The organism is Curtobacterium sp. VKM Ac-2865 (genome assembly GCF_015350905.1).
In the GTDB taxonomy this organism is placed as follows: Bacteria; Actinomycetota; Actinomycetes; order Actinomycetales; family Microbacteriaceae; genus Curtobacterium.
This window is the reverse complement of record NZ_JADKRZ010000006.1, coordinates 124826-149751: the sequence shown is the minus strand read 5'-3', so window position 1 is coordinate 149751 and position 24926 is coordinate 124826. Positions and strand designations below refer to the sequence as shown.

General features: G+C 71.6%; 24 protein-coding genes and 1 pseudogene. 12 read left to right on the top strand and 13 right to left on the bottom strand.

Features of this window, described 5'->3' with window-relative positions; all coding sequences use genetic code 11:
- Nucleotides 1-162: 162 nt before the first annotated feature.
- Together ITJ54_RS14920 and iolC are read right to left on the bottom strand one after the other, a co-directional pair.
- Nucleotides 163-1044: pseudogene (locus ITJ54_RS14920) on the bottom strand (class I fructose-bisphosphate aldolase); the annotation flags it as partial.
- A complete protein-coding gene (iolC, locus tag ITJ54_RS14915) occupies nucleotides 1037-2029 on the bottom strand; it encodes a 5-dehydro-2-deoxygluconokinase (RefSeq protein WP_194629593.1) in 993 nt (330 codons plus the stop codon). The gene iolC and the pseudogene ITJ54_RS14920, both read right to left, overlap by 8 nt.
- Nucleotides 2030-2216: 187 nt before the next feature.
- On the opposite strand from iolC, the gene rmuC reads away from it, so the two are divergent.
- Nucleotides 2217-3479, top strand: a complete 1263-nt coding sequence (rmuC, locus tag ITJ54_RS14910; RefSeq protein WP_194629592.1) for a DNA recombination protein RmuC — start codon at nucleotides 2217-2219, stop codon at nucleotides 3477-3479.
- Nucleotides 3480-3644: 165 nt separating this feature from the next.
- On the opposite strand, the gene glpX is transcribed toward rmuC, so the two are convergent.
- The gene (gene glpX, locus ITJ54_RS14905) at nucleotides 3645-4634 is read right to left on the bottom strand and encodes a class II fructose-bisphosphatase (RefSeq protein WP_071272137.1); all 990 of its coding nucleotides are present in this window, start codon (nucleotides 4632-4634) and stop codon (nucleotides 3645-3647) included.
- A 163-nt stretch (nucleotides 4635-4797) separates the two neighbouring features.
- Here glpX and fbaA point away from each other — a divergent pair, with 163 nt between their 5' ends.
- Both fbaA and ITJ54_RS14895 read left to right on the top strand, forming a co-directional pair.
- Nucleotides 4798-5826, top strand: a complete 1029-nt coding sequence (gene fbaA, locus ITJ54_RS14900) for a class II fructose-bisphosphate aldolase (RefSeq protein ID WP_194629590.1) — start codon at nucleotides 4798-4800, stop codon at nucleotides 5824-5826.
- Nucleotides 5827-5919: 93 nt separating this feature from the next.
- Nucleotides 5920-7182 (top strand): M18 family aminopeptidase, encoded by a 1263-nt coding sequence (locus tag ITJ54_RS14895; RefSeq protein ID WP_194629588.1) that lies wholly within the window; start codon nucleotides 5920-5922, stop codon nucleotides 7180-7182.
- Nucleotides 7183-7195: 13 nt separating this feature from the next.
- Here ITJ54_RS14895 and ITJ54_RS14890 read toward each other — a convergent pair whose 3' ends face one another.
- Nucleotides 7196-8335, bottom strand: coding sequence for a zinc-binding alcohol dehydrogenase family protein (locus tag ITJ54_RS14890; protein ID WP_194629586.1), 1140 nt, complete (start codon nucleotides 8333-8335; stop codon nucleotides 7196-7198).
- A 98-nt stretch (nucleotides 8336-8433) separates the two neighbouring features.
- Here ITJ54_RS14890 and ITJ54_RS14885 point away from each other — a divergent pair, with 98 nt between their 5' ends.
- A complete protein-coding gene (locus ITJ54_RS14885; protein ID WP_194629585.1) occupies nucleotides 8434-9075 on the top strand; it encodes a TetR family transcriptional regulator in 642 nt (213 codons plus the stop codon).
- Here the strand turns inward: ITJ54_RS14885 and ITJ54_RS14880 are convergent.
- Nucleotides 9014-9721 (bottom strand): DUF6264 family protein, encoded by a 708-nt coding sequence (locus ITJ54_RS14880; protein ID WP_194629584.1) that lies wholly within the window; start codon nucleotides 9719-9721, stop codon nucleotides 9014-9016. The genes ITJ54_RS14885 and ITJ54_RS14880 overlap by 62 nt on opposite strands.
- Nucleotides 9718-10782: a 4-hydroxy-3-methylbut-2-enyl diphosphate reductase gene (locus ITJ54_RS14875; protein WP_416354913.1), complete on the bottom strand. Its 1065-nt coding sequence runs from the start codon at nucleotides 10780-10782 to the stop codon at nucleotides 9718-9720. The genes ITJ54_RS14880 and ITJ54_RS14875 overlap by 4 nt, the downstream gene beginning before the upstream one ends.
- Before the next feature lie 114 nt (nucleotides 10783-10896).
- On the opposite strand from ITJ54_RS14875, the gene xseA reads away from it, so the two are divergent.
- From xseA to ITJ54_RS14850, 5 genes are all read left to right on the top strand, one after another.
- The gene (gene xseA, locus ITJ54_RS14870; RefSeq protein ID WP_194629583.1) at nucleotides 10897-12135 is read left to right on the top strand and encodes an exodeoxyribonuclease VII large subunit; all 1239 of its coding nucleotides are present in this window, start codon (nucleotides 10897-10899) and stop codon (nucleotides 12133-12135) included.
- An 83-nt stretch (nucleotides 12136-12218) separates the two neighbouring features.
- Nucleotides 12219-12470, top strand: a complete 252-nt coding sequence (locus tag ITJ54_RS14865; RefSeq protein ID WP_194629582.1) for an exodeoxyribonuclease VII small subunit — start codon at nucleotides 12219-12221, stop codon at nucleotides 12468-12470.
- Entirely contained in the window at nucleotides 12467-13105 is a 639-nt protein-coding gene (locus ITJ54_RS14860) for a DUF4245 domain-containing protein (protein ID WP_194629581.1), read from the top strand. Before ITJ54_RS14865 ends, ITJ54_RS14860 begins: the two co-directional genes overlap by 4 nt.
- Nucleotides 13106-13169: 64 nt before the next feature.
- On the top strand, nucleotides 13170-13784 hold the full coding sequence (locus ITJ54_RS14855) for a carbonic anhydrase (protein WP_194629580.1): 615 nt from the start codon (nucleotides 13170-13172) through the stop codon (nucleotides 13782-13784).
- Between the two features lie 148 nt (nucleotides 13785-13932).
- The gene (locus tag ITJ54_RS14850; protein WP_194629878.1) at nucleotides 13933-15369 is read left to right on the top strand and encodes a class II fumarate hydratase; all 1437 of its coding nucleotides are present in this window, start codon (nucleotides 13933-13935) and stop codon (nucleotides 15367-15369) included.
- 108 nt (nucleotides 15370-15477) lie between these two features.
- Here ITJ54_RS14850 and ITJ54_RS14845 read toward each other — a convergent pair whose 3' ends face one another.
- The 3 genes from ITJ54_RS14845 to ITJ54_RS14835 all read right to left on the bottom strand — a co-directional run bounded on the left by ITJ54_RS14845 (nucleotide 15478) and on the right by ITJ54_RS14835 (nucleotide 19106).
- Nucleotides 15478-16851: a PhoH family protein gene (locus ITJ54_RS14845; protein WP_323741747.1), complete on the bottom strand. Its 1374-nt coding sequence runs from the start codon at nucleotides 16849-16851 to the stop codon at nucleotides 15478-15480.
- Nucleotides 16852-17053: 202 nt separating this feature from the next.
- Entirely contained in the window at nucleotides 17054-18175 is a 1122-nt protein-coding gene (locus ITJ54_RS14840; protein WP_194629579.1) for an aminotransferase class V-fold PLP-dependent enzyme, read from the bottom strand.
- Nucleotides 18176-18320: 145 nt separating this feature from the next.
- Nucleotides 18321-19106 carry an isoprenyl transferase gene (locus tag ITJ54_RS14835; RefSeq protein ID WP_323741746.1) on the bottom strand — a complete coding sequence of 262 codons (786 nt, stop codon included), beginning with the start codon at nucleotides 19104-19106 and terminating at the stop codon, nucleotides 18321-18323.
- A 76-nt stretch (nucleotides 19107-19182) separates the two neighbouring features.
- Between ITJ54_RS14835 and trhA the strand changes: the two genes are divergently transcribed.
- Nucleotides 19183-19887 carry a PAQR family membrane homeostasis protein TrhA gene (gene trhA / locus ITJ54_RS14830; protein WP_194629576.1) on the top strand — a complete coding sequence of 235 codons (705 nt, stop codon included), beginning with the start codon at nucleotides 19183-19185 and terminating at the stop codon, nucleotides 19885-19887.
- Between the two features lie 64 nt (nucleotides 19888-19951).
- On the opposite strand, the gene ITJ54_RS14825 is transcribed toward trhA, so the two are convergent.
- Nucleotides 19952-20251: a hypothetical protein gene (locus tag ITJ54_RS14825; RefSeq protein ID WP_194629574.1), complete on the bottom strand. Its 300-nt coding sequence runs from the start codon at nucleotides 20249-20251 to the stop codon at nucleotides 19952-19954.
- Nucleotides 20248-21138, bottom strand: a complete 891-nt coding sequence (gene mca, locus ITJ54_RS14820) for a mycothiol conjugate amidase Mca (protein WP_323741745.1) — start codon at nucleotides 21136-21138, stop codon at nucleotides 20248-20250. Before mca ends, ITJ54_RS14825 begins: the two co-directional genes overlap by 4 nt.
- Before the next feature lie 34 nt (nucleotides 21139-21172).
- Between mca and ITJ54_RS14815 the strand changes: the two genes are divergently transcribed.
- Together ITJ54_RS14815 and greA are read left to right on the top strand one after the other, a co-directional pair.
- A complete protein-coding gene (locus ITJ54_RS14815; protein WP_194629572.1) occupies nucleotides 21173-21652 on the top strand; it encodes a DUF4307 domain-containing protein in 480 nt (159 codons plus the stop codon).
- Nucleotides 21653-21725: 73 nt separating this feature from the next.
- On the top strand, nucleotides 21726-22214 hold the full coding sequence (gene greA / locus ITJ54_RS14810) for a transcription elongation factor GreA (RefSeq protein WP_194629570.1): 489 nt from the start codon (nucleotides 21726-21728) through the stop codon (nucleotides 22212-22214).
- Between the two features lie 107 nt (nucleotides 22215-22321).
- Here the strand turns inward: greA and ilvA are convergent, their stop codons facing one another.
- Nucleotides 22322-23572: a threonine ammonia-lyase gene (ilvA, locus tag ITJ54_RS14805; protein WP_194629568.1), complete on the bottom strand. Its 1251-nt coding sequence runs from the start codon at nucleotides 23570-23572 to the stop codon at nucleotides 22322-22324.
- A gap of 45 nt (nucleotides 23573-23617) precedes the next feature.
- Complete coding sequence (locus ITJ54_RS14800) at nucleotides 23618-24919, bottom strand: AI-2E family transporter (RefSeq protein WP_228509484.1); 1302 nt, start codon at nucleotides 24917-24919, stop codon at nucleotides 23618-23620.
- Nucleotides 24920-24926: the final 7 nt, after the last annotated feature.

Below are 24926 nucleotides of genomic sequence, written 5' to 3'. Positions count from 1 at the left end.
GCTTCCTTCCGGGATGGACGAGTCCATGGTGCTGGTGCCGGCGAGCCGCGCGGCTGGGTCGTGCGGATCTGTGGAGGACGTGCCCCGAGCCTCCTGGCTGTGGACGGATCCACCGGACTGGCTGTGGACGGATCCGCCGGACGCGTGTCCGTCCGGCCGGGTGTGGACAAGTCCAGCGGCCACGTCGACCGCGGCGGCGACGTCGCCGTCCGGCGGGTAGAGCAGGGTGCGACCGACGACCAGGCCGCGCACGCCCGGCAGGGCGAGGGCGTCGGCCCACGCGGCGTAGGTCTCCAGCGGACGCGACGACGGGTCGCCACCGAGCAGGAGCGTCGGCAGCGTGGTCGCCGCCATCACGCGCTCCATGTCGTCCACCACGGGGATCTTGAGCCAGCTGTAGGCGCTCGACTCCCCGAGCCCCGCGGCGATGGCCATCGAGGTGATCACGGCATCGGCCGTCAGGTCGTTCACGACCCGGCCGTCCTGCCACGAGGACATGAACGGCTCGAGCATGATCGGGAGCTGCTCGGCAGCGGCCTCGGTGACGGCCTTCGCCGTGGCCTCGAGCGTCGGGGCAGTGCCCGCGTCCTGCAGGGCGACGCGGACGAGCAGCTTGGCGAAGTCGAACTCGGACCGCTTGATGGCCGACGCCGAGTACGCCGTGTACCGGTCGTCCATCTCGAAGGTCGCGCCGCGCAGGCCTCCGCGGTTCATCGACCCGACGACGACCTTGCCGTCGAGGGCGCCGAGCAGCGCCAGGTCCTCGAGGATGTCCGGCGTGCCGAGGACCCCGTCGACGCCGGGGCGGCCGAGCGCGACCACGAGCCGCTCGAGCAGGTCGTACCGGTCGGCCATCGCGGACTCGTCGTCGCGGACGGCCAACGCGCCGCGGGCGGGGTGGTCGGCGGCGACGATGAAGAGCTTGCCGTCGTCGCCGAGCAGCGGCCGGCGGGTGCGGGCCGCCAGGGTGCTCGCGACGACCTCTGGTGCACCGGCGCGGACGTCGCGCAGGCGGTCGAAGGCAGCGGGGCTGATCTCAGGCACGGACGGCCTCCTCTGTCGGGTTGTCCTGCAGGAACGTCTCGATCTCGTCGCTCGTCGGCATGGCCGTCGAGCACTCGAACCGCGTCGCGACGATCGCGCCGGCCGCGTTGGCGAAGGCGAGCACGCGCTCGAGTCCCCAGCCCTGCAGCAGCCCGTGGGTCAGCGCTCCCCCGAAGCCGTCGCCCGAGCCGAGCCCGTTCACGACGTCGATGTGGTGCGGGCGGAGCTCGACGACCTCGTCGCGCGTCTTCGCGAGGACGCCCTTGGGCCCCTGCTTCACGATCGCGACCTCGACCCCGCGTTCCAGCAGCGCGTCAGCGGCGCGGACCGGGTCCGTCTCGCCCACGGCGACCTCGCACTCCTCGCGGTTGCCGACGGCGACGGTGGCGTGCTCGAGGGCGACCGCGACCTCGCGTGTGGCGGCGGCCGGCGAGGACCAGAACACCGCCCGGTAGTCGAGGTCCAGCACGGTGTGCACCGTCGTGGGGTGGTCCGAGGCGCTCCGTGCCGCGTACGCCACGTGGTGCGCCTGGCGGCTGGGCTCCTCGCTCAGGCCGGTCACCGTGGTCCAGAAGACCCGCGCGCGTTCGATCTCGTGGAGCGGCAGGGACTTCGCCGTGATCATGAGGTCGGGCGCCTTGGGTGCCCGGTAGAAGTACAGCGGGAAGTCGTCCGGCGGGAACAGCTCGCAGAAGGCGACCGGGGTGTTCAGGCCGTCGACCGTCTCGACGAAGGCGTTCGCGACGCCGAACTCCGGCAGCGTCCGGGCGATGTACCGACCGAAGGGGTCGTCGCCGGTGCGGGTGATGACGGCGGCGTCCGCGCCGTGGCGGGCCGCGGCGATGGCCACGTTCGTGGCGCTGCCGCCGACGGACTTCGAGAAGGTCTCGACGTCCTCGAGCGGACCGGTCTGCTGCGGGTAGATGTCCACGCTGACGCGACCCATGGTGATCACGTCGTAGGCGTGTGGAGCTTCGTTCGTCATGCGACGCGAGGGGACCTTCCGTGCGGCTTCATCGGCGGACGATCACGACTGTACATGATGCTTGGCTTAATGTCATGACATGGCTGGCCGGATCCGAACCGGCCGTCGCGGGGCCGCCTCCAGGCCGGTCTGGAGGCTCGCCCACGGCCGCCCCGCTGCTGTCGGTGGGACCTGGGAAGGTCTGGGCATGGACATCTCCGCCCTGCTCGTCGGCCTGCTGATCGGCGCCCTCGCCGGCGCCGCCGTCGCTTGGTCGCTCGCCCGCGCCCGCGCCGGCGCGTCCGCCGCCACGGCCGTCGCGACCGCCGACGCCCTCCGCGCGCGTCTCTCCGAGGTCCGGCAGGACGCCGAGGAACGCCTCGACGCGCAGGACACCCAGTACCGCCGACAGGTCGACTCGCTCGAACGGCGGTCAGCCGAGCTGGAGCACCTCGTCGAGCGCATGCACGGTGCCGAGACCGCCCGGTCGCAGGACGAGTCCAAGGTGCTCACGGCGCTCAGCCCCGTCGCCGAGACCCTCGACGTCATGCGCGCCAAGATCGCCGAGCTCGAGCGTGCCCGCAGCGAGCAGTACGGCGCCATCTCCACACAGCTGCGGTCCGCCGCCGAGTCCGAGGAACGGCTCCGCGCCACCGCCGAGACCCTCGCGAGCGCGCTCACGTCGAACAGCACGCGGGGCGTCTGGGGCGAGACCCAGCTGCGCAACGTGGTCGAGGCCGCCGGGCTCCTCGAGCGGGTCGACTTCGACGTGCAGTCCTCGGTGACGACGTCCGTCGGCGCCGCACGCCCCGACATGGTCGTGCACCTGCCCGGCGGCAAGAGCATCGCCGTCGACGCCAAGGTGCCCTTCACCGCCTACCTGCAGGCGATGGAGATCCCCGCCAGTGCCACCGGAGCCGAGGGCGCCCGGCGCGCGACGCTCATGACGCAGCACGTCAAGGCGCTCCGGGCGCACGTCGACGCCCTCGCCGCGCGGGAGTACTGGTCGGGCTACGACGCCTCCCCTGAGCTCACGGTGGCGTTCATCCCGTCCGAGTCCCTGATCGCCAGTGCCCTGGCCGCCGACCCCGGGCTGCTCGACCACGCGTTCCGCAAGCGGGTCGCCCTCGCGTCCCCGGTGACGCTGTGGTCGGTGCTCAAGACCGTGGCGTTCTCGTGGCAGCAGGACGTCGTCACGACCGAGGCCCGCGAGCTCTTCCGCGTCGCCCGTGAACTCCACGGGCGGCTCACGACGATGGCCACGCACGTCGACAAGCTCGGGCGCTCGATCCGCGGCTCGGTCGTCGACTACAACCGCTTCGTGGGGTCGCTCGAACGCCAGGTGCTGCCGAGTGCCCGACGGCTGTCGATGCTCGACGAGTCGAAGGTCATCTCCGAGCCCACGGTGGTCGAGGACGAGCCGCGGCTGCTCACCGCGCCCGAGCTCGTCGGCGCCCTCGACGAGGAGTAGCGCGGGGCGCGGGGCGCTCCGCGCGGTGCGGGTGCGGGCGCTCCGCGCGGTGCGCGGTGCGGGCTGGTTTCGCACAACAGAAACCCGCTCGCACCACGGACGTCCGTGGTTCGAGCGGGCTTCGGTTGTGCGGCGTCGGTCAGCGCCGCGGTCAGACCCTGCGGATCAGAACCACTTCTCGGCGCGGTGGTCCGCCTGGATGCGGCGGATCGTGTTCGAGCGCGACCGGAGCACGAGCGAGTCGGTGTGGATGACGCCACGCGAGCGGCGGACACCGTCGACGAGCACGCCGTCCGTGACGCCCGTCGCGACGAAGAACGTGTTGTCCCCCGTGACCAGGTCGTCCTGGTCGAGGACCTTGTCGAGGTCGTGGCCGGCGGCGATGGCGCGCTCGCGCTCCTCGTCGTCCTTCGGCTGGAGCTTCCCGAGCAGGACCCCGCCGAGCGCCTTGATCGCGCACGCGGTGATGATGCCCTCGGGCGTGCCACCGACACCGACGCACATGTCGATGTTCGAGCCGGGCAGTGCCGCCGCGATGCCACCGGCGACGTCACCGTCGAGCAGCAGGCGGGTGCCGGCGCCCGTGGCACGGATGGCCCGGATGAGCTCGTCGTGGCGCGGGCGGTCGAGCACGGCGACGACCATGTCCTCGAGGTCCTTGCCCTTGGCCTTCGCCAGCGCGCGGATGTTGTCGCCGATCGGCTTCTCGAGGTCGAGGACCCCACGCCCCTCGGGTCCGGCGGCGATCTTGTCCATGTAGAACACGGCCGACGGGTCGTACATCGAGCCGCGGTCGGACACGGCCATCACGGAGATGGCGTTCTGGCGGCCGGCGGCGGTCAGCGAGGTACCGTCGATCGGGTCGACCGCGATGTCGCAGGCCGGGCCGTGGCCGTTGCCGACGTGCTCGCCGTTGTAGAGCATCGGGGCGTTGTCCTTCTCGCCCTCGCCGATGACGACCACGCCGTCGAAGTTGACGGTGCCGAGGAACTTGCGCATCGCGTCGACGGCGGCACCGTCCGCGAGGTTCTTCTCCCCCCGACCGACCCACGGTTGCGCGCGGATCGCGGCGGCCTCGGTCGCGCGGACGAGTTCGAGGGCCAGGTTGCGGTCGGGCTGCAGGAAGAGGGATCCGGTCTCAGTCGTGGGAGTCACGTACTGCAGCCTACCGAGCGCCGCCCAGGCGAGCCGCCGGGCGGACGGATGTGCAGCGCGCGGGACCACAGACGGTCATCCACCGATCCGCCGGAACCGCACCGCGCCTCCAGACCGGCTGACTACGATCGGTCCGGACATCACCGAAGTCGAAGGAGATCACGTGCCCATCGCAACGCCGGAACAGTACGCCGAGATGATCGACCGCGCGAAGGCCGGCAAGTTCGCCTACCCCGCGGTCAACGTGTCCTCGTCGCAGACCATCAACGCGGTCCTCCAGGGCCTGACCGAGGCCGGGTCGGACGGCATCATCCAGGTCACGACCGGCGGTGCCGACTACTTCGCCGGCCAGACCGTGAAGAACCGTGCCGCCGGGGCCCTCGCCATGGCGGCGTTCGCGCACGAGGTCGCCAAGAACTACCCCATCACCGTCGCGCTCCACACGGACCACTGCCCGAAGGACGCCCTCGACGGCTTCGTCCTCCCGCTCATCGCGGCGAGCGAGGAAGAGGTCCGCCACGGCCGCAACCCGATCTTCCAGTCGCACATGTGGGACGGCTCGGCCGTGCCGCTCGACGAGAACATCGAGATCGCGCGCACGATGATCGAGAAGACCCGCAACATCAACGCCATCCTCGAGGTCGAGATCGGCGTCGTCGGCGGCGAAGAGGACGGCGTCGAGCACGAGGGCACCAACGACGCCCTGTACACGACCTCGGGTGACGTCGAGCGAGTCGTCGACGCGCTCGGCCTCGGGGACAAGGGTCGCTGGATCGCTGCCCTCACCTTCGGCAACGTGCACGGCGTCTACAAGCCGGGCAACGTGAAGCTGCGTCCGGAGCTCCTCGGCGAGATCCAGGCAGCGGTCGCCGCGAAGCACGGCACCGGCGAGAACCCGCTCGACCTCGTCTTCCACGGCGGCTCCGGCTCGACCGACGACGAGATCCACGAGGCCGTCCGCAACGGCGTCATCAAGATGAACATCGACACGGACACGCAGTACGCGTTCACGCGCTCGATCGCCGGGTCGATGTTCAGCAACTACGAGGGCGTCCTGAAGCTCGACGGCGAGGTCGGCAACAAGAAGCAGTACGACCCCCGCGCCTGGGGCAAGGTCGCCGAGACCGCCATGGCCGCCCGCGTGGGCGAGGCCGCGAAGGTCCTCGGGTCGGCCGGGCACAGCCAGAGCTGACCACAGGGCACATTGCCAGGAGGCACGGGGCGCGTCCGATGGACGCGTCCCGTGCTGCGTCTCGTCACCTCAAGGCCGTGCCACGATGGTCGGGTGACCGTCGACGCCATCGCCTCCGAGTTCGCCCACTTCGTCACCGAGTCGCCGACGGCCTTCCATGCCGCGGCGGTGACCCGTGACCGGCTCGTCAGCGCCGGGTTCACCGAGCTCGACGAGCACGATGCCTGGCCGACCGACCCCGGCGCCTACGTCGTCGTGCGTGACGGAGCCGTCATCGCCTGGCGACTCCCGGCCGGGGCCACCGCGACGACGCCGTTCCGGATCCTCGGCGCCCACACCGACTCCCCCGGGTTCCGCCTCAAGCCGAACCCCGTCGTCCGGGTCGGCGGCTGGGAACAGCTCAACGTCGAGGTCTACGGCGGGCCGATCCTGTCGACGTGGTTCGACCGCGACCTCCGCATCGCCGGACGGGTCGTGCACACGGACGGCACCGTCACGCTCCTCGACACCGACGCGGTGGCGCGCATCCCGAACCTGGCGATCCACCTCGACCGCGGGGTGAACGCCGGGGCCGAGATCGACCGGCAGCGGCACACGCTCCCCGTGGTCGGGACCGACGGCACGTCCGCCGGCGGGGTCGACGTCCTCGCGTGGCTCCGCGGCCGGGTCGGCGAGACGGCTGTCTCGTGGGACCTCTTCCTCGCTGACACGCAGGCGCCCGCCCGGGTCGGCATCGACGCCTCGTTCCTGGCGTCGGGCCGGATGGACAACCTGACGAGCGTGCACGCCGGGCTCCGTGGCATCGTCGACGCTCCCGCAGACGGCGACCGCATCCCCGTCTTCGCCGCGTTCGACCACGAGGAAGTCGGTTCGGCGACGCCGTCCGGTGCGGGCGGCCCGTTCCTCGAGGACGTCCTCGGCCGCGTGCAGGAGGGCCTCGGCGCCACCCGCTCCGAGTCCGCTCGGGCGTTCCGCGCCTCGTGGTTGCTGTCGAGCGACGCCGGGCACCTGGTCCACCCGAACTACTCCGAGAAGCACGACCCGACCAACCGCCCGCGCCCGGGTGGTGGTCCGCTGCTCAAGATCAGCGCGAACCAGCGCTACATGACCGAGGCGAAGGGTGAGGCCGTCTTCGCCGCTGCCTGCGACGCCGCCGGCGTGACGTACCAGCCGTTCGTGAACGTCAACACGATCCCGGGTGGGTCGACCATCGGGCCGATCGCTGCGACGCGGCTCGGCATCCCGACGGTGGACATCGGCGTCGGACTGCTGTCGATGCACTCCGTGCGCGAACTGGTCCACGTCGAGGACCTCGCCGCGTTGCACGGCGCCGTGGCCGCGTTCCTCGCCGGCTGACGAGGTCGGTCGGTCAGAGCGTCACGACGATCTTCTGCGCGGAGACTCCGGCGCGCTGCCGGTCGAGCGCACCCTGGACGGCGGCGAGGCCGGTGCCCACGACGAGCGGCTCAGGTACCGCGCGCAGGGTGCCGTCCGCGAGACCGCGCGGCAGGACCTCGCCCCACAGCATCGGGCCGACCGCGTCGTCGCGCAGGCTGCTGCCCCAGATGAAGGCGGTCCGGATGCCGGCGCGGCGGGCGCTGAGCATCAGTCCGGCCATCGTGAGGCCGATCCGGCTGAACACGGGGAGCATCGCCGGGAACAGCCGTCGACGTCCTGCAAGTCGGTCGAGGGACACCGGGGTGCTCGCCAGCGCCAGCACGGTGCCGCCCGTCCGACGGAGCACCTGGATGCAGGCGGCGGCCGAGGTCGTCCCGAGCGCCACCGCGCCGAGGACTCGGCGGCCGGCGATGGCCGCGACGAGGGCGTCGACCGCGTGCGGGTCGTGGTGATCCACCACCACCTCGGCTCCGAGCGACCGGACGAGCTCGGCGTTCCGAGGCGACGCCGTGGTGACGACGTCATAGCCGGCGGCTGAGGCCAGCTGGACGGCGTTCATGCCGACGCTCGTCGATCCGCCCCAGACCACGACGACGCCGCGGTCGCCGTCAGCGGTGCCGCCCGCGCCGTCGACCGTCGCGTGTCCAGGCATGCGGAGCCCGAGGTGGCGCTCCTGGAAGAGCGCGCACGCGGCCGTCGAGGCCCCGAGCGGCAGCACGACCGCCTGCTCGTCAGTGAGGTCGTCCGGCGTCGGTGCGGTCAGTCGCTCGAGCAGCGCGGTGTGGTCCTGGAACGCGCCCTCGTGCTGCGGGTCCCGACCGCGGTCCGTCCCGGTGGCGAGTCCGAACACGCGCTGGCCCACCCGGAACCGGGTGACGGCCGACCCGATGGCGACGACCTCGCCGGCGACGTCGGAGCCGAGCACCGCCGGTGTCTGCAGCCAGCGGTAGGTCACGGACCCGGTGCCCTGGATGACCCAGTCGACCGGGTTGACGGCCACCGCCCGCACTCGCACAACGACCTCGTCACTCGCAGGCGTCGGGACGTGGGCGGGTTCGACGACGAACGGGGTGCGCAGCGCTCGGAGCACAGCGGCGGAGTTCTGGGGCATGGTTGCCTTCCGGCAGATGAGCGGTGTGACCTCGATGGCACCTGGTGTCATCACAATAGCCCGTCATGACACCTGGTGTCATCACCTATGCTGGCGGCATGGCCAGATGGGCGCCGGGCACCCGGGAACGACTGCGAGCGGCCGCGATGGAGCTGTTCGAGGAGCGCGGCTTCACGGCGACCACGGTGCCGGACATCGTCGAGCGCGCAGGGCTGACCAAACGGACCTTCTTCCGGTACTTCAGCGACAAGCGCGAGGTCTTCTTCGGCGATGACGAGATCCCGGCCATCGCCACGCGGATGCTCGCCGAGGCCCCGCTGGACGTCCCACCGCTCGACGTCGTGCTCGTCGGCCTCCGCACCCTCGCGCAGCAGCGGTTCGAGCCGCGCCGCTCCGCGATCCGCGCCGCTCGAAGGGTCATCGACGCCGAGCCGGCGCTCCGCGAGCGGGACCTCCGCAAGCAGGCCGACCTCCGGGAAGCCGTCCGGGCCGGGTTCGTACTGCGCGGCGAGGACCCGCTCACCGCGGTCGTCCTCGCTGGCGTGACCGTCGAGCTGTTCGAGGCGGCACTCGGTCAATGGCTCGCCGACGACTCTGACACCCCGCTGGCCGAGCACCTGGACGCGGCGACGCAGCGCATCCGGAGCGTGGTCGGCGACGGCGGCACCGAGACCGGTGTCAGCCGCCCGCGTTCTGCATGGCCCACGCGACGAAGCGGTCGTCGTGCAGCATCACCGTGAGGAACGCCGACAGCGTGACCACCGACGCGACGAGTCCACCGAGCAGCGGGACCCAGACCGTGCGCTTCCGGTTGCGCAGGCGCACGAGCGACCACCACGCGACGAGCACGAACAGCACCAGGCCGCCGATCGCACTGACGAGCGCCGCGCCCACGAGCGCGCCGGGGTCCGACAGCGCGGTGTACCGGACCTCGAGCTGCCGGGCCAGGTTCGCGGCGACCGACCGGAACGCCAACGACTGCAGCACCGAGACCAGCCCGAAGGCCAGCAGCATCACGGTGAGCAGGAAGTCCGCGGGCGACGCACCGAAGCGCGCAGCGACGGGCGTGCCAGCCGGGGTCGGAGCACGTCCGGAGTCCGACTCGGGCTGTCTGGTGGCCGTGGTCTTCGGCGTGGGCCGTTGCTGCTGCGACGCGGGACGGTCGCCTTGCGAGCGCTGCTGTTCGAGACGTTCCTGCTCGACCAGGACGGGGTTCACCCAGCCCTCCGGGGCGTACTCGCCGTACTGCGGAGCAGGACGGCCCTCGGGACGGGAGCCGGCGACGCGCGCAGCACCAGCGTCGGTGTGGGCGCTGGCGCCGGTGTCCTGTGGCGGCACGCCAGGGTCACGGTCGGGCGCCGCCGACCAGTCTCCGCGCGCGCTCATCGGCGCCGCCCGCCGAGCCCGCGCGTGGCGTTGCCCGCCGCGTCGGTCCGGAGTTCCTTGGGGAGCGAGAACATCAGGTCCTCGTGCGCCGTCACGACCTCTTCCATGCTGCCGTACCCGGCGTCGGCCAGCTGCTCGAGGACCTCGTGCACGAGTTCCTCGGGCACCGAGGCGCCGCTGGTGACGCCGACCGTCGCCACGCCGTCGAGCCACTCCTGCTGGATCTCCTCGGCGTAGTCCACGCGGTGGGCGGCCGTTGCCCCGTACTCGAGCGCCACGTCGACGAGACGGACGCTGTTCGAGGAGTTCGCGGACCCGACCACGATGACGAGGTCGGCCTGCGGCGCGACCTTCTTGATCGCGACCTGGCGGTTCTGGGTGGCGTAGCAGATGTCGTCCGAAGGCGGGTTCTCGATGGTCGGGAACTTCTCGCGCAGGAGCCGGACGGTCTCCATCGTCTCGTCGACGCTGAGCGTGGTCTGGGACAGCCAGACGAGGTTGTCGGGGTCGTCCACGGTCAGCGCGGCGACGTCGGCCGGGCCGTTGACCAGGATCGTCTGCTCGGGCGCGTGGCCCATGGTGCCCTCGACCTCTTCGTGGCCCGTGTGCCCGATCAGGATGATGGTGCGCTCGGCCTTGGCGAAGCGGGTCGCCTCGCGGTGGACCTTCGTGACCAGGGGGCAGGTGGCGTCGATGGCGTGCAGGTCCCGGGCGGCAGCACCGGCGACGACCGCCGGTGAGACACCGTGCGCGCTGAAGACGACGTGCGACCCGCGCGGGACCTCGTCCACGTCGTCGACGAAGACCGCGCCGCGCTGTTCGAGCGTCGACACGACGTGCACGTTGTGGACGATCTGCTTGCGGACGTACACGGGTTCGCCGTACTGCTCGAGGGCCTTCTCGACGGCGATCACCGCGCGGTCGACGCCGGCGCAGTAGCCGCGGGGGGCCGCGAGCAGGACCTTCTTGGCGCCGGCGACCGGGTCGTCCCGCAGGCGTCCACGCGGCGCGGGGCTCCGCGGCGGAGCGAGCGGGACCGAGTGGCCGTTGGTGATCGTCACGTCCCCGATGATAGGTGAGCGGGACCGACACCGGCTGGGCGCGCGACCGGTCGTCGACGGCCCGGTCGTCGGCGGTCTCCGGCACCATGGGACCGCACCAGCAGGAGGAGCACGATGGCGATCGAACAGGGCCCACCGACGGCCGACAACCCGTGGCCGGTCGCGCTGCTCGGCGCGAAGCTCCGGGACTGGATCGACCGGCTCGGCACCGCCTGGATCGAAGGCGAGATCACTCAGTGGAACGTCGCCGGCGGCAACGTCTACGGCAAGCTCAAGGACCTCGAGGTCGACGCCACCGTGTCGTTCTCGATCTGGTCGAGCGTCCGCTCCCGCGTGCCCGCCGACCTGAAGCAGGGAGCCAGGGTGGTCGCGGCGGTCAAGCCGAACTACTGGGTCAAGGGCGGCTCCCTGACGATGCAGGTCGTCGAGATGAAGCACGTCGGGCTCGGTGACCTGCTCGAACGACTCGAACGACTCCGCAGGACCCTGGCCGAGGAAGGCCTGTTCGACGTCGCACGCAAGCGACGTCTGCCGTTCCTCCCACACCGCATCGGCCTGATCACGGGGAAGGACTCCGACGCCGAGAAGGACGTCAAGCGGAACGCCCAGCTCCGGTGGCCGCACGTCGAGTTCCGGACCGTCCACACCGCGGTGCAGGGCGACCGCACCGTGGGCGAGGTCACCGCGGCGATCCAGGAGCTCGACGCCGACCCCGAGGTCGACGTCATCATCATCGCCCGCGGTGGTGGCGACTTCCAGAACCTGCTCGGCTTCAGCGACGAGGGGCTCGTCCGGGCAGCCGCCGCGGCCACCACGCCGATCGTGTCGGCCATCGGACACGAGGCCGACCGGCCCATCCTCGACGAGGTCGCCGACCTCCGCGCCTCCACCCCGACGGACGCCGCCAAGCGCGTGGTCCCCGACGTCGCGGAGGAACTCGCCAACGTCCGGCAGGCCCGTGCCCGGATCGGGCTCCGGCTCTCGCACACCCTGTCGGTGGAGGCCGACCGGATCGCCGCCCTGCGCTCGCGTCCGGCACTCGCGTCCACCGCCTGGCTCGTCGACACCCGAGCGGAAGAGGTGGCGCGCGACCTCTCCCGGGCACGCGAGCTGCTCGACCGACGCCTCGAGCGCTCCCACGCCGACGTCGGCCACCTCACCGGACGCCTGCGGGCGCTCTCCCCCCGCGACACCCTGCGCCGCGGCTACGCCATCGTCCAGACCGGTGACGGCGCGGTCGTGCGGGCGGCATCGGACCTCGACGGCACCGCGGACGTCCGCGTCACGCTCGGCGCCGGCACCGCGACCGGCGCGCTGACCGCCGAGGGACCCGGTCCGGACGGCGAGGGCTGAGCAGCGTGACGACGCCCGACGACGTTCTCCACAGGCGCAGCCCGGTCACGGTGGCGTCGGTGGACCCTCGGTAGGATCGAGACGTGTCAACCGAGGAGCAGTCCGCAGCAGCCGAGCAGTCCGACGTCCGGTCCCTGACGTACGAAGCCGCCCGCGACGAACTCGTGCGCGTGGTCGGTGAACTCGAGCAGGGGTCCGCCACGCTCGAGCGCTCGCTCACGCTGTGGGAACGCGGCGAAGCCCTCGCCGCCCGGTGCGAGGAATGGCTCGTCGGTGCCCGCGCCCGGCTCGACGCAGCCCGTGCCGCCTCCGAGTCCGGGGACGCCGACCGATGAGCGACCCGGACACCGGCCGCCCGATCGTCGCCGAGCTCGGCCGCCCCGAGACGCCCGAGGAGACCTGGCTCCGCAAGGACACCGCGCGTCGCTCCCGCAAGGAGCACCAGACCGCCTTCAACCTCGTGCTCGCGCTCATCGCCTCGCTCGGCATCGTGCTGTTCCTCGTCGCCGTGGTCGCACGACCCGACAGCACCGTGGACCGCGACGTCGACTACCGTCAGGTCGCCGCCCAGGCGGACGTCCCCGGCGTGACCCTCGCCGCGCCGGCGCTGCCGGAGAGCTGGTCGTCGAACCGTGCCGACTACACGGACAAGACCGCTGACGGGGTCGACATCTGGACCGTGGGCTTCCTGACGCCCGACAAGCAGTACATCGGCCTGCAGCAGGGCATCCGCGCCAACCCGACCTGGGTCGCGAACCAGCTCGGCCAGCACCGCGCCACCGGCACCCGCTCGATCGGCGGCACGAAGTGGACCGTGTACGACCGCCGCGACGAAGGCCAGGACGCCGGCAACCAGGCGTACTCGCTCGTCGGTACCTTCGGCTCGGACACCATCGTGCTCGTGGGGACCGCGAACGACGCGTCGTTCCGGACCGTCGCGAGCGCCGTGGCGAAACAGCTCGCTCCGTAGCCAGCACCACCCCGACCGCAGAACCAGCCCGACCCCCCGCAGCAGCACCGAGGAGCCGAACCCCATGACCGACCGCGCCGCGTCCACCCCCGTCGAAGCCCTCCGTCTGCTCGTGGAGGGCAACGCCCGGTTCGCCTCCGACAAGCGCCGCACCGGCCGCATCGACCCGCAGCGCCGCACCGAGCTCGAGGGCTCCCAGGCGCCGTTCGCGACGGTCCTCGGCTGCTCCGACTCCCGCGTGCCGTTCGAGCACGTCTTCGACGCGGGCATCGGTGACGTCTTCGCCATCCGCAACGCCGGGCAGATCGTCGACGACGTCGTCCTCGGCTCGATCGAGTTCGCCGTCGTCGCACTCGGCACGCCGCTCGTCGTCGTGCTCCGCCACACCAGGTGCGGTGCCGTCGCCGCGGCCCGGTCCGGTGAACCCGTGCCGGCCCCGCACCTGCAGGCCCTCGTCGACGCCATCGCCCCGAGCGTCGAGCGTGTCCGTGCCACCGACGCCGACATCCCGCAGGAAGCCATCGGCGCCGCACACCTCGAGGCCACGCTGCGCGCCGTGCTCGAGCGCTCCGGGGCCGTGTCGGACGCCATCGCCGAGGGTAGGTTGGCCGTGGTCGGCGCGACCTACGACCTCGCCACGGGCGAGGTCACGATCGACACCGTCGTGGGCGACGCCTGACGTCCAGCCCCGCAGCACCGGCGTGCAGCGCCACGACCTCCCGGACGGCGCACCCGACCGGCAGCACGTGCCGGACGGCGACCCCGACCGGCAGCACCTCCCGGACGTGACCGCGTCCGGCAGCACCACCAGGAAGGACCACGACGACGTGACCGACACCACCGCGACGAACACGACCGCGACGACGCCCGACACCACCGGCGACTACCGGATCGAACACGACACCATGGGCGAGGTCCGCGTGCCGGCCTCAGCCCTCTACCGGGCGCAGACGCAGCGCGCCGTCGAGAACTTCCCGATCTCCGGCACCGGCCTCGAGCCCGCGCAGATCGTGGCCCTCGCCCGGATCAAGCGCGCGGCAGCCATCGTGAACGGGCAGCTCGGCATCATCGACGGCAGCGTGGCCGTCGCGATCCAGCAGGCCGCCGACACGATCATCGCCGGCCAGCACCACGACCAGTTCCCCGTCGACGTCTACCAGACCGGCAGCGGCACGTCGTCGAACATGAACATGAACGAGGTCCTCGCGACCCTCGCCTCCGACATCGCCGGCGACGCCGTCCACCCGAACGACCACGTCAACGCCTCGCAGTCCTCGAACGACGTCTTCCCGACCTCGGTCCACGTCGCCGTCACCGACGCGCTGATCCGGTCCCTGGTGCCGGCACTCGAGCACCTCGCCGAGTCGCTCGAGCGCAAGGCCGCCGAGTGGGCCGACGCAGTGAAGTCCGGGCGCACGCACCTGATGGACGCCACCCCGGTCACCCTCGGGCAGGAGTTCGGCGGGTACGCACGCCAGATCCGGCTCGGCATCGAGCGCGTGAACGCCACGCTCCCCCGGGTCGCCGAGGTCCCCCTGGGCGGCACCGCCGTCGGCACGGGCATCAACACCCCGAAGGGCTTCCCGCAGCAGGTCATCGCGCAGCTCGCCGAGGACACCGGCCTGCCGATCACCGAGGCACTCGACCACTTCGAGGCCCAGGGTGCGCGTGACGCCCTCGTCGAGGCCTCCGGCGCGCTCAAGGTGCTGGCGGTCAGCCTGACGAAGATCAACAACGACCTGCGCTGGATGGGCTCCGGCCCGAACACCGGGCTCGGCGAGCTGCACATCCCCGACCTGCAGCCCGGGTCCTCGATCATGCCCGGCAAGGTCAACCCGGTGATCCCCGAGGCCACCCTGATGGTCGCGGCACGGGTGATCGGCAACGACGCCACGATCTCCTGGGCGGGGGCCTCCGGCGCGTTCGAGCTCAACGTCGCCATCCCCGTGATGGGCACGGCACTGCTCGAGTCGATCCGGCTGCTGGCGAACAGCTCGCGGGTCCTGGCGGACAAGACCATCGACGGCCTGCAGGCCGACCTGGCGCGGGCCCGGGCCTTCGCGGAGTCGTCGCCGTCCATCGTGACGCCCCTGAACCGGGCCATCGGCTACGAGGCCGCCGCGAAGGTCGCGAAGTACGCCGTCGCCGAGGGCGTCACCGTCCGAGAAGCGGTCGTGGCCCTCGGCCACGTCGAACGTGGCGAGGTGACCGAGGCCCAGCTGGACGAGGCCCTCGACGTCCTCCGCATGACCCACCCGAACTGAGCGCACCCGCGCGACCACACGACGGACGGGAGGCCCGGTGCCAGCTGGCACCGAGCCTCCCGTCCGTCAGGTGGTCCGACCGGACCGGGCCCGCGGAACCCGACGCGACTAGACCAGGTCCGGTGAGTCCAGCATCTCCGTCACGAGCGCCGCGATCGCCGAGCGCTCGGACCGCGTCAGCGTGACGTGCGCGAACAGCGGGTGCCCCTTGAGCCGCTCGATCACCGAGGCGACTCCGTCATGCCGGCCGACCCGCAGGTTGTCGCGCTGGGCGACGTCGTGGGTCAGGACCACCCGCGAGTTCTGCCCGATGCGGGACAGCATGGTCAGGAGCACGTTGCGCTCGAGCGACTGTGCCTCGTCGACGATCACGAAGGCGTCGTGTAGCGAGCGGCCACGGATGTGCGTCAGCGGGAGCACCTCGAGCATGCCGCGCTCGACGACCTCGTCCAGCACGTTGTCGGAGACCAGCGCACCGAGGGTGTCGTAGACGGCCTGCGCCCACGGGTTCATCTTCTCGTTGGCGTCGCCGGGCAGGAAGCCGAGCTCCTGCCCACCGACGGCGTAGAGCGGGCGGAACACCATGATCTTCTTGTGCTGCTGCCGTTCGAGCACGGCTTCGAGCCCGGCGCACAGGGCCAGGGCCGACTTGCCCGTGCCCGCGCTGCCGCCGAGCGAGACGATGCCGATCTCCGGGTCGAGCAGGGCGTCGATGGCCAGGCGCTGCTCGGCAGATCGTCCGCGGAGGCCGAAGACCTCGCGGTCGCCACGGACCAGGGCGACGGCACCCGGGGTGTGCACGCGGCCCAGGGCCGATCCGCGCTCGGAGTGGATCACGACGCCGGTGTTGACGGGGACGCCCTCGAGCGCGGCGGAGGTGATCTCCTCCTGCTCGTAGAGGTGGGTCATCTCGCTCCCCGAGACCTGCAGGTCGGTGATGCCCGTGTACCCGGAGTCGACGGCGAGTTCGGCGCGGTACTCCTGGGCGGCCAGCCCGACCGAGGCGGCCTTGACGCGGAGCGGGAGGTCCTTCGACACGACGACCACGTCGAGGCCGTCGTTCGCCAGGTTCATCGCGACCGCCAGGATGCGGGAGTCGTTGTCGCCGAGCTGCAGTCCGGACGGCAGCACCGACTGGTTCGAGTGGTTCAGCTCGACGCGGAGCGAGCCGCCGTCGCCGACCGCGACCGGGAAGTCGAGCCGCTCGTGCTCGACCCGGAGCTCGTCGAGGATCCGGAGGGCCTGGCGGGCGAAGTAGCCGATCTCCGGGTCGTTGCGCTTCGACTCGAGCTCGCTGACGACCACGACGGGCAGCACCACCGCGTGCTCGTCGAAGCGGAACAGGGCTCGCGGATCACTCAGCAGCACCGAGGTGTCCAGCACGTAGGTGCGCTGGGCGGTGCCGGTCGACCGGTCGGCCGAAGCCGAGGTCGACGCTGCTGACGAGGTTCCGCGGGAGACGTTCTGAGAGGTCACGACCACTCCATCCCCGGGCCGCGAACGACCCGGTCCTTGTCCTCACGCGGCCACGGAGCGGGTCTCGAAGCACCGACTGTGGCCGCTTCGATCGGGCTCGGTGCCCGATGGCGCTGACGTTACGTCGAGCCCCTGTCCACGTCGATATCGACACGCGGATCCCTCGGTTACGGTCGCGTGAACAGCCCCTGGGTGCGCGCTCCGGCTGTCAGAACGCCGTGGCGTAGGAGATGCAGGCGTCCCCGAACATGTCGAGCGTCTCGTCGGTGGTCGACGCGAACACCGAGACCCGCACGGTGCCGAGTCGTGCGCTCACGGTGACGCCGTGGTTGTGCAGCGCCGCCGACAGCGCGGTGACGCGGCCCTCGGCCGGGCGCAGCACCACGATGCCCGCGCGCTCGGCCGGGTCACGGCTGGACTCGACCTCGAGCCCGAACTCGTCGGCGATGTCGAAGACGCGCTCCACCCGGTCGGCGATGCGCTCCTGCACGGCGGCGACACCGACGGCGGTGAGCCGCTCCAGCGAGACGGCCATGCGGGCCTGCGCCACCGGGTCGATCCGGCTCATGGTGAAGCCAGCGGCCCCCGGACGGACGGACGGCACCTCGAGGGGCCACCCCGTCGTGCCGTGCGGGCCGGAGAGCGCGGGCTGGAGTCGCTCGAGCGCCCGGTCGCTGAAGGCCGTGAAGCCCGTGCCCCACCCGGCGTGCAGCCACTTCTGGCCGCCGGTGGCGACGACGTCCGCGAGCTCGTAGGGGGCGTCCACGACGCCGAAACCCTGGATCGCGTCGACGATGAGCAGCCGGTCGCCGATGACCTCGCGGAGGCCAGCGAGGTCGGTGCGGTAGCCGGTGCGCCAGTCCACCAGGGACACGGCCACGGCGGTGACCTCGTCCTGCGCGTCGGCGAGCCGGTCCGCGACGAGTGCCGGCGTGACCCAGCCGGCACCGGACTCGATGACGACCGGGCGGACGCGCCCGCCGGTGGCTGACGCGGCGCTGGCCAGGGCGAGGGGCATCGACGGGTACTCGTCCGCGGCGACGAGGACCCCGCCGGCGATGCCGAAGGCGGTGTGCAGCAGGCCGGGGGTCGTGGCGGACTGGGACACGACCTGGTCCTCGCGGCGGCCGACCAGCCGTGCGGCGACGGCACGGACGCGGGCGTCCTGCTCGTCGAGGGTCTCCATCGCGCCGAAGCGCATGTGCGCCTGGATGGTGCCGAGGACCCGCTGCTCCTCGAGCACGGCGGTCTGCACCGGGCCGAAGGCGGCGTGGTCGAGGTAGCCGGGCTCCTCGGCGAAGCCGGCGGCGTACTCGTCGATCGTGGTCACGGGGTGCACCTTTCACAGCAACAGAACCCTGAGAGACTACTGGGACGACTCGGCGGTCGCGAATGCGCAGCCCTGGCTCAGCCGTTCGACGCAGTGGTTCAACGGTTGAACCGTCGACGCCGAGCCCGCGCAGCAGCCGTCGGACTCAGCCGCCGAACCGCCGTGACCGGAGTCCGAAGTCGCGGACGGCGCGCAGGAAGTCGACCTCGCGGAGGTCCGGGTAGAAGGCCTCGACGAAGTAGAACTCGCTGTGTGCGCTCTGCCAGAGCATGAAGTCCGACAGCCGCTGCTCGCCCGAGGTCCGGATCATCAGGTCGGGGTCCGGCTGCCCCTGCGTGTACAGGTGGTCGCCGATGAGCTCGGGCGTCAGGACCTCGGCCAGGGTGTCGAGCGTGCCACCGCCCTCGCCGTGCGCCCGGACGATGCTCCGCATGGCGTCGGCGATCTCCCGCCGCCCGCCGTACCCGACCGCCAGGTTGATGTGCAGCCCGGTGTGCCCGGCGCTCCGGGCCGCCGCGTTCGCGAGCGTCGTGACGAGCCCGTCCGGCAGCCCGTCGTTCGAGCCGACGTGCTGCACACGCCACTGCTTGTGGTCGGCCAGCCGGTCGGCCAGGTCGGCGATGATGCCGATGAGCTGCTCGAGCTCGTCGCCGCCGCGGCCCTTGAGGTTGTCCGCGGACAGCAGGTAGAGCGTGACGACCTGCACGTCGAGGTCGTCACACCACGACAGGAACTCGGGGATCTTCGCGGCGCCGGCGCGGTGGCCGTGCGCGGCGGTCTCCAGGCCGAGCTGCTTCGCCCAGCGTCGGTTCCCGTCGACGATCATGGCGACGTGCTTCGGCGTCGGCGCTCCGTCGATCTGCTTCCGGATGCGCTTCTGGTAGGCGCGGTAGAGGATCCCGCGTCCCGCCCAACCCAGCCTGCCCGTCACGCGACGAGCGTAGTGCACCCGTGCTCGGCACCGACTCCCAGCCGGTGGTGTGGTGACGCGGCGATATCGTCGGAGCATGCACCAGGACCGGGACACCGACACCATCCCCCACGTCCCCTTCACCGAGGAAGCCGCCACCGCAGCCGACGAGCGACCGGCCTGGCGCGGCTGGATCCACCTCGGCACGTTCCCGTTCGCCCTGGCGATGGGGATCGTCCTCGTGACCCTCGCGGCGACCCCCGCGGCGAAGGCCGGCACCACGGTGTTCGCGGCCACGTCGCTCATCATGTTCGGCGTCTCCGCGACCTACCACCGCTTCCCCTGGAGCCCGGTCGTCAAACGGGTCCTCAAGCGGATCGACCACACGAACATCTTCCTGCTCATCGCAGGGACGTACACGCCCGTCGCGGTGTGCGCCCTGCCCCACACGCTGATGGTCGTGGTGCTCTGGGTGATGTGGGGCGGTGCCCTGCTCGGCATCGCGTTCCGCGTCTTCTGGATCGGAGCGCCGCGGTGGCTGTACGTACCGCTCTACCTGGCGCTCGGGTGCGCGGCGCTCGGGATCCTGCCGCAGCTCTTCGCCGCGAGCGCCCCGATGACCGTGCTCGTGCTGGCCGGCGGGCTCGCCTACGTCCTCGGCGCCGTCGTCTACGGGTTCAAGCGGCCGAACCCCTCGCCCGCGTTCTTCGGGTTCCACGAGGTCTTCCACGCCCTGACCGTCGTGGCCTTCGCGGCGCAGTGGGCGGGCATCCTCCTGGTGGCGCTGCACCCGGTCCGCTGACGGCGGGACGGACTGGAGGCTCGTGGCGGGGTCGCCACGAGCCTCCCGTCCATCAGGTGGTGCGTCAGCCGCGCTCGGTGTCGTCCCCGACGTCGGTGCGGCCGTCCTCGTCGGCGCGCCGCGCCGGCTCGTCCGTGAGCGGGCCGCCGTTCCGGGCCTCGGCCTCGAAGCGCTCCCGGATCTCGGCGCGGTAGCGGGTGCGACGGATGCGCCGCGTCATGTCGACGAGCAGCAGGATCGTCACGACGGCGACGACCGCGATCGCGATGAACCCGGCGACGCCCGGGGTGACGTCCACGTCGGGGACCGCCGAGGTGGGGCTGGGGCTCGGGGTGGCAGCGAGCACTGCTGCGATGCTGGTCACGCGGTGACGTCCTGTTCGGCTGGGATCCCCGCGAAGAGGTCGGACTCGGGCAGCTCGGTGGGCACGCGGGCCTCGATGAGCTGGTAGTCCTCGGTCGGCCACACCGTCGCGAGGAGGTCGTTCGGCCAGTAGAAGAAGGGGCTGTTCGGCGGCACCTGGCTCGCGTGGGCCCGCAGGGCGGCGTCGCGGGCGTCGAAGTACTCGTGCACGTCGACGTGGCTCGTCGCCAGGTCGGGCCGGTCCGCGAACCGCTGCACCCACTCCCCGAGCTGCTCGACGAGAGGGCTGTCGGGTTCGCGTTCCTTGATGGCTTCGTAGAACGCGGTGAAGCGACGCGGGTTCATGGTGCGCTCGTAGTAGAGCTTCGAGACCGCCCACGGCGCACCGGCGTCGGGGTACTTCGCCGGGTCGGCGGCGTCGCGCCAGGCGGCCATCGAGACCTCGTGCGTGCGGATGTGGTCCGGGTGCGGGTAGCCGCCGTTCTCGTCGTAGGTGACGAGCACGTGCGGGCGGAAGCGACGGACGACGCGGACCAGGGCCTCGGTCGAGTACTCCAGCGGCACCGTGGCGAACGTGCCGGGGCGCACGGTCTCGCCCTTCTCGGCGTCGGGCAGCCCGGAGTCGTGGTAGCCGAGCCAGACGTGCTCGATGCCGAGCGCTGCCTGCGCCGCGGCCATCTCCCCCCGGCGGAACCCCGCCATGTCCCGGTGCGCGCGGCTCAGCGCGGGCTCGGGCAGGTCCTCGTTGAGGATGTCCCCGGCCTCGCCACCGGTGCAGGAGACGACGAGCACCTCGTTGCCCTCGGCGACGTACCTCGCCGAGGTGCCGGCTCCCTTGCTGGACTCGTCATCGGGATGGGCGTGGACGGCCATCAGACGATGTGGCACGGGTGGGTCCTCACGGGTGGGGTCGGGATCGGAGGTGGCGCACGGCAGGCGTGAACTACCCTGGGATCAGGATAATCACCCCGGGAGCCCCGAACTGTCCGAACAGCTGAACCCGAGCACCACGGCCACCCTCGACGACCGCTACGGTCGCACCGCCGGCCGGTCGCGTCGCACCAGGACGATCGCCATCGCCGCTGCGGCCGCGATCGTCGTCGTGTTCGGCGCCTGGGTGATCTGGGCCGGCCCCGGACAGACCTCGCACGGGCTCGACTCCGACGACGTCGGCTACCAGATCCTCTCCTCGCACGAGGCCGTCGTCCACTCGCAGGTGTCGGTCGACCCCGGGACCCGTGCGGAGTGCACGGTGCAGGTGCTCGACAAGTCGTACACGATCGTCGGCTGGAAGACCGTGACGCTGCCCCCGACGACCGAGCGTTCACGGACGATCACGACCGACGTCAACACCACGACACGCGGCGTGACCGGCTTGATCCACACCTGCTGGGTTCCCTAGACTGCCCAGATTCGCCTGACGAGACCGACCGCTCCGGTCGGTCTCGTTCTTCATGGTCGAAGGGACTGACGACATGAGCAACGACACGCAGGCCACCTGGCTCACACAAGAGGCACACGACCGCCTCAAGAACGAGCTCGAGGAGCTGAGCGGCGAGGGCCGTGCCGAGATCGCGCGCCGCATCGAGGCCGCTCGCGAAGAGGGCGACCTCAAGGAGAACGGCGGCTACCACGCCGCCAAGGACGAGCAGGGCAAGATCGAGGCCCGCATCCGCACCCTCACGAACCTGCTGAAGACCGCCACCGTGACCGAGGCCGTCTTCGACGGCACCGTGGAGCCGGGCACCGTCGTCACCGCCACGATCGCCGGCGACCCCTCGACCTTCCTGGTCGGCAGCCGCGAGATCGTCGCCGAGGGCTCGGACCTCACCGTCTACAGCCCCGTCAGCCCGGTCGGCGCGGCCATCGTCGGCCTGCGCGCCGGCGACTCCGCCACGTACACGGCGCCGAACGGCAAGGAGATCGCCGTCGAGGTGACGAAGGTCGAGCGCTACGAGCCGTAGCGCGCAGCCGGGCTGTCAGCCCGGACACGTCGATGACGGGAGGCCCGTGGCGGGATCGCCACGGGCCTCCCGTCATGTCCGGGGCCGGCCCCGGCACACGGCGACGGTCAGGGGGTCTGCAGGAGCTGTTCCGGGCGGAAGCCCGCCTCGTGGAGGCGCTGGATGACCTCTTCGGCGTGGTCGGGGCCACGGGCCTCGATCGACAGGTCGAGCGCGACCTCGCTGATGACGAGTCCCTGGCCGTGGCGGGTGTGCAGGACCTCCACCACGTTCGCGCCGGCGTCGGAGATCACCTGGGCCACGCGGGCGAGCTGCCCCGGACGGTCCGGCAGCATGATCCGGATGCCGATGTAGCGCGACGCGGCGACCAGGCCGCGCGTGATGATCCGCTCCATCATGAGCGGGTCGATGTTGCCGCCGCTGAGCAGCACCACCGTCCGGCCGGTGTCCCGCACCGAGCCGGCCATGATCGCCGCGACGCCGACCGCACCGGCGGCCTCGACCACGAGCTTGGCGCGCTCGAGCAGCACCAGGAGCGCGCGGGCGACGTCGTCGTCGGACACGGTGACGATCTCGTCGACCAGGTCGCGGATGATCGGGAAGTTCAGGTCGCCGGGGCGGGCGACCGCGATGCCGTCGGCGATCGTCGGGGTCGTGGTGATCGTGACGGGCTCGCCGGCGTCGAGGGAGTCCGGGTAGGCGGCGGCGTTCTCGGCCTGCACGCCGATCACGCGGATCGTCCGGCCGAGGCGCTCTGCCAGGCCCTTCACGGCGATGGCGATGCCGGAGATGACCCCGCCGCCGCCGATCGGCACCACGACGGTGTCGACGTCGGGGACCTGGTCGACGATCTCGAGCCCCAGGGTCCCCTGCCCGGCGATCACGGCGGGGTGGTCGAACGGCGGGATGAAGACGGCCCCGGTGTGGGCGGCGAAGTCCTTGGCGGCGGACAGCGCCTCTTCGACGGAGTGGCCGCGGAGCACGACCTCGGCGCCGTAGTGGCGCGTGGCCTGCAGCTTCGGCAGGGCCACCCCGACCGGCGTGAAGATCGTCGCCGGGATGCCGAGCTCCCGGGCTGCCAGTGCGACGCCCTGGGCGTGGTTGCCGGCACTCGCGGCGACGACGCCCGCGGCGCGCTGTTCCTCGGTCAGCATCGAGAGCCGGTTGTACGCACCGCGGAGCTTGTACGCCCCGGTGCGCTGCAGGTTCTCGCACTTCAGGTGCACCGGGGAGCCGAGGACCTCGGCGAGGAACTGCGACGTCTCCATCGGCGTGACCCGGGCGACCCCCGCGATCGTCTCGCGCGCCTTCTCGATGTCGTCCAGGGTGGGGATCGTCGGCGCAGTGGTGTCGGTCACGGTCCCATCATCGCCGGTCCGGGGGCCTCGCCGAAACCCGTGGCGCTAGTTGGTGCTGGCCGTGCCCTCAGCGGCAGTCGGGGCCTTGTCGCTGCCCGGGGCCGGCACGTCGTCGCCGACCTTGTGGCGACGTCGGCGCATCAGCTGGAGCTGTCCGTGCTGGCCGCGCTTCGGGGTGGCCTCGAGCACGTGGTCGGAGTCGAGTCGACGCCAGCGACCGCTCGCGATGGTGGTGACCATGGCGTTCAGCGTGGCGATGAGCGGGACGGCGAAGAACGCACCGGCGATGCCCGCGAGGCCCGAGGCCGCGGTGACGCCGAGGACGACCGCGAGCGGGTGCACCTTGACGGCGTTGCCCATCACGAGCGGCTGCAGGATGTGGCCCTCGATCTGCTGCACGAGGAGCACGACGGCGAGGACGAGCACCGCGGCGACCGGCCCGTTGAAGATGAGGGCGACGAAGATCGCCAGGAACCCGGTGACGATCGCGCCGACGACGGGGATGAACGCCCCGAGGAACACGAACGCGGCGATCGGGATGACGAGCGGCAGGCCGCCGAAGAACAGCCCGACGATGAAGGCGCCACCACCGATGCCGACCGCGTCGACGAAGGCGACGAAGATCTGCACGCGGATGAAGCTCGTGAGGGTGATCCACCCGGCGACACCGGCGCCGTCGACCGCGGCACGGGCCTTGCGCGGGAACAGCCGGACGGTCCAGCGCCAGACGTTCTTGCCGTCGATGAGCAGGAAGATCGTCGTGAACAGGATGATGAACAGCGCCTCGAACGCGTGCGTGGCGCTCGACCCGGCGCTCGCGACCCCGGACAGGATCGACGCCGAGTTCTCCTGCAGCCACTTCGTGCCGTCGTTGAGCCAGCCGTTGACGTCGCCCTGCGTAATGCCCAGGCCGGAGTTCAGGACGAGGTCCTTGATGTTCGCGTACTGGTCCACCGTGCGGTCACGCAGGGACGGGTACGACGCGATGACCTGGTCGACGACGAGCCAGATGAGCGCGCCGACAGCGGCGATGCCACCCAGCAGGCTCATCACGATCGCGAGCCACTTCGGCACGTGGTGCCGCTGCAGCCAGTTCGAGATGGGGACGAGGAGCGCCGAGATGACGATGCCGACCAGGAAGGGGATGAGGATCTCGCTGAAGATCGTCATCAGCCAGATGAAGAGCGCGATCACCCCGACGACGACGAGCACGCGCCACGACCAGGCACCCGCGATGCGGACACTCGTCGGCACCGCGTCCTCGACCACGGGGTCGGGGTGCGTCCTCGGGGTCACGACCACGGGTGCGGGTGCGGGTGCGTCACGGTTCTTCTTGCCCCAAGCCATGCCGACG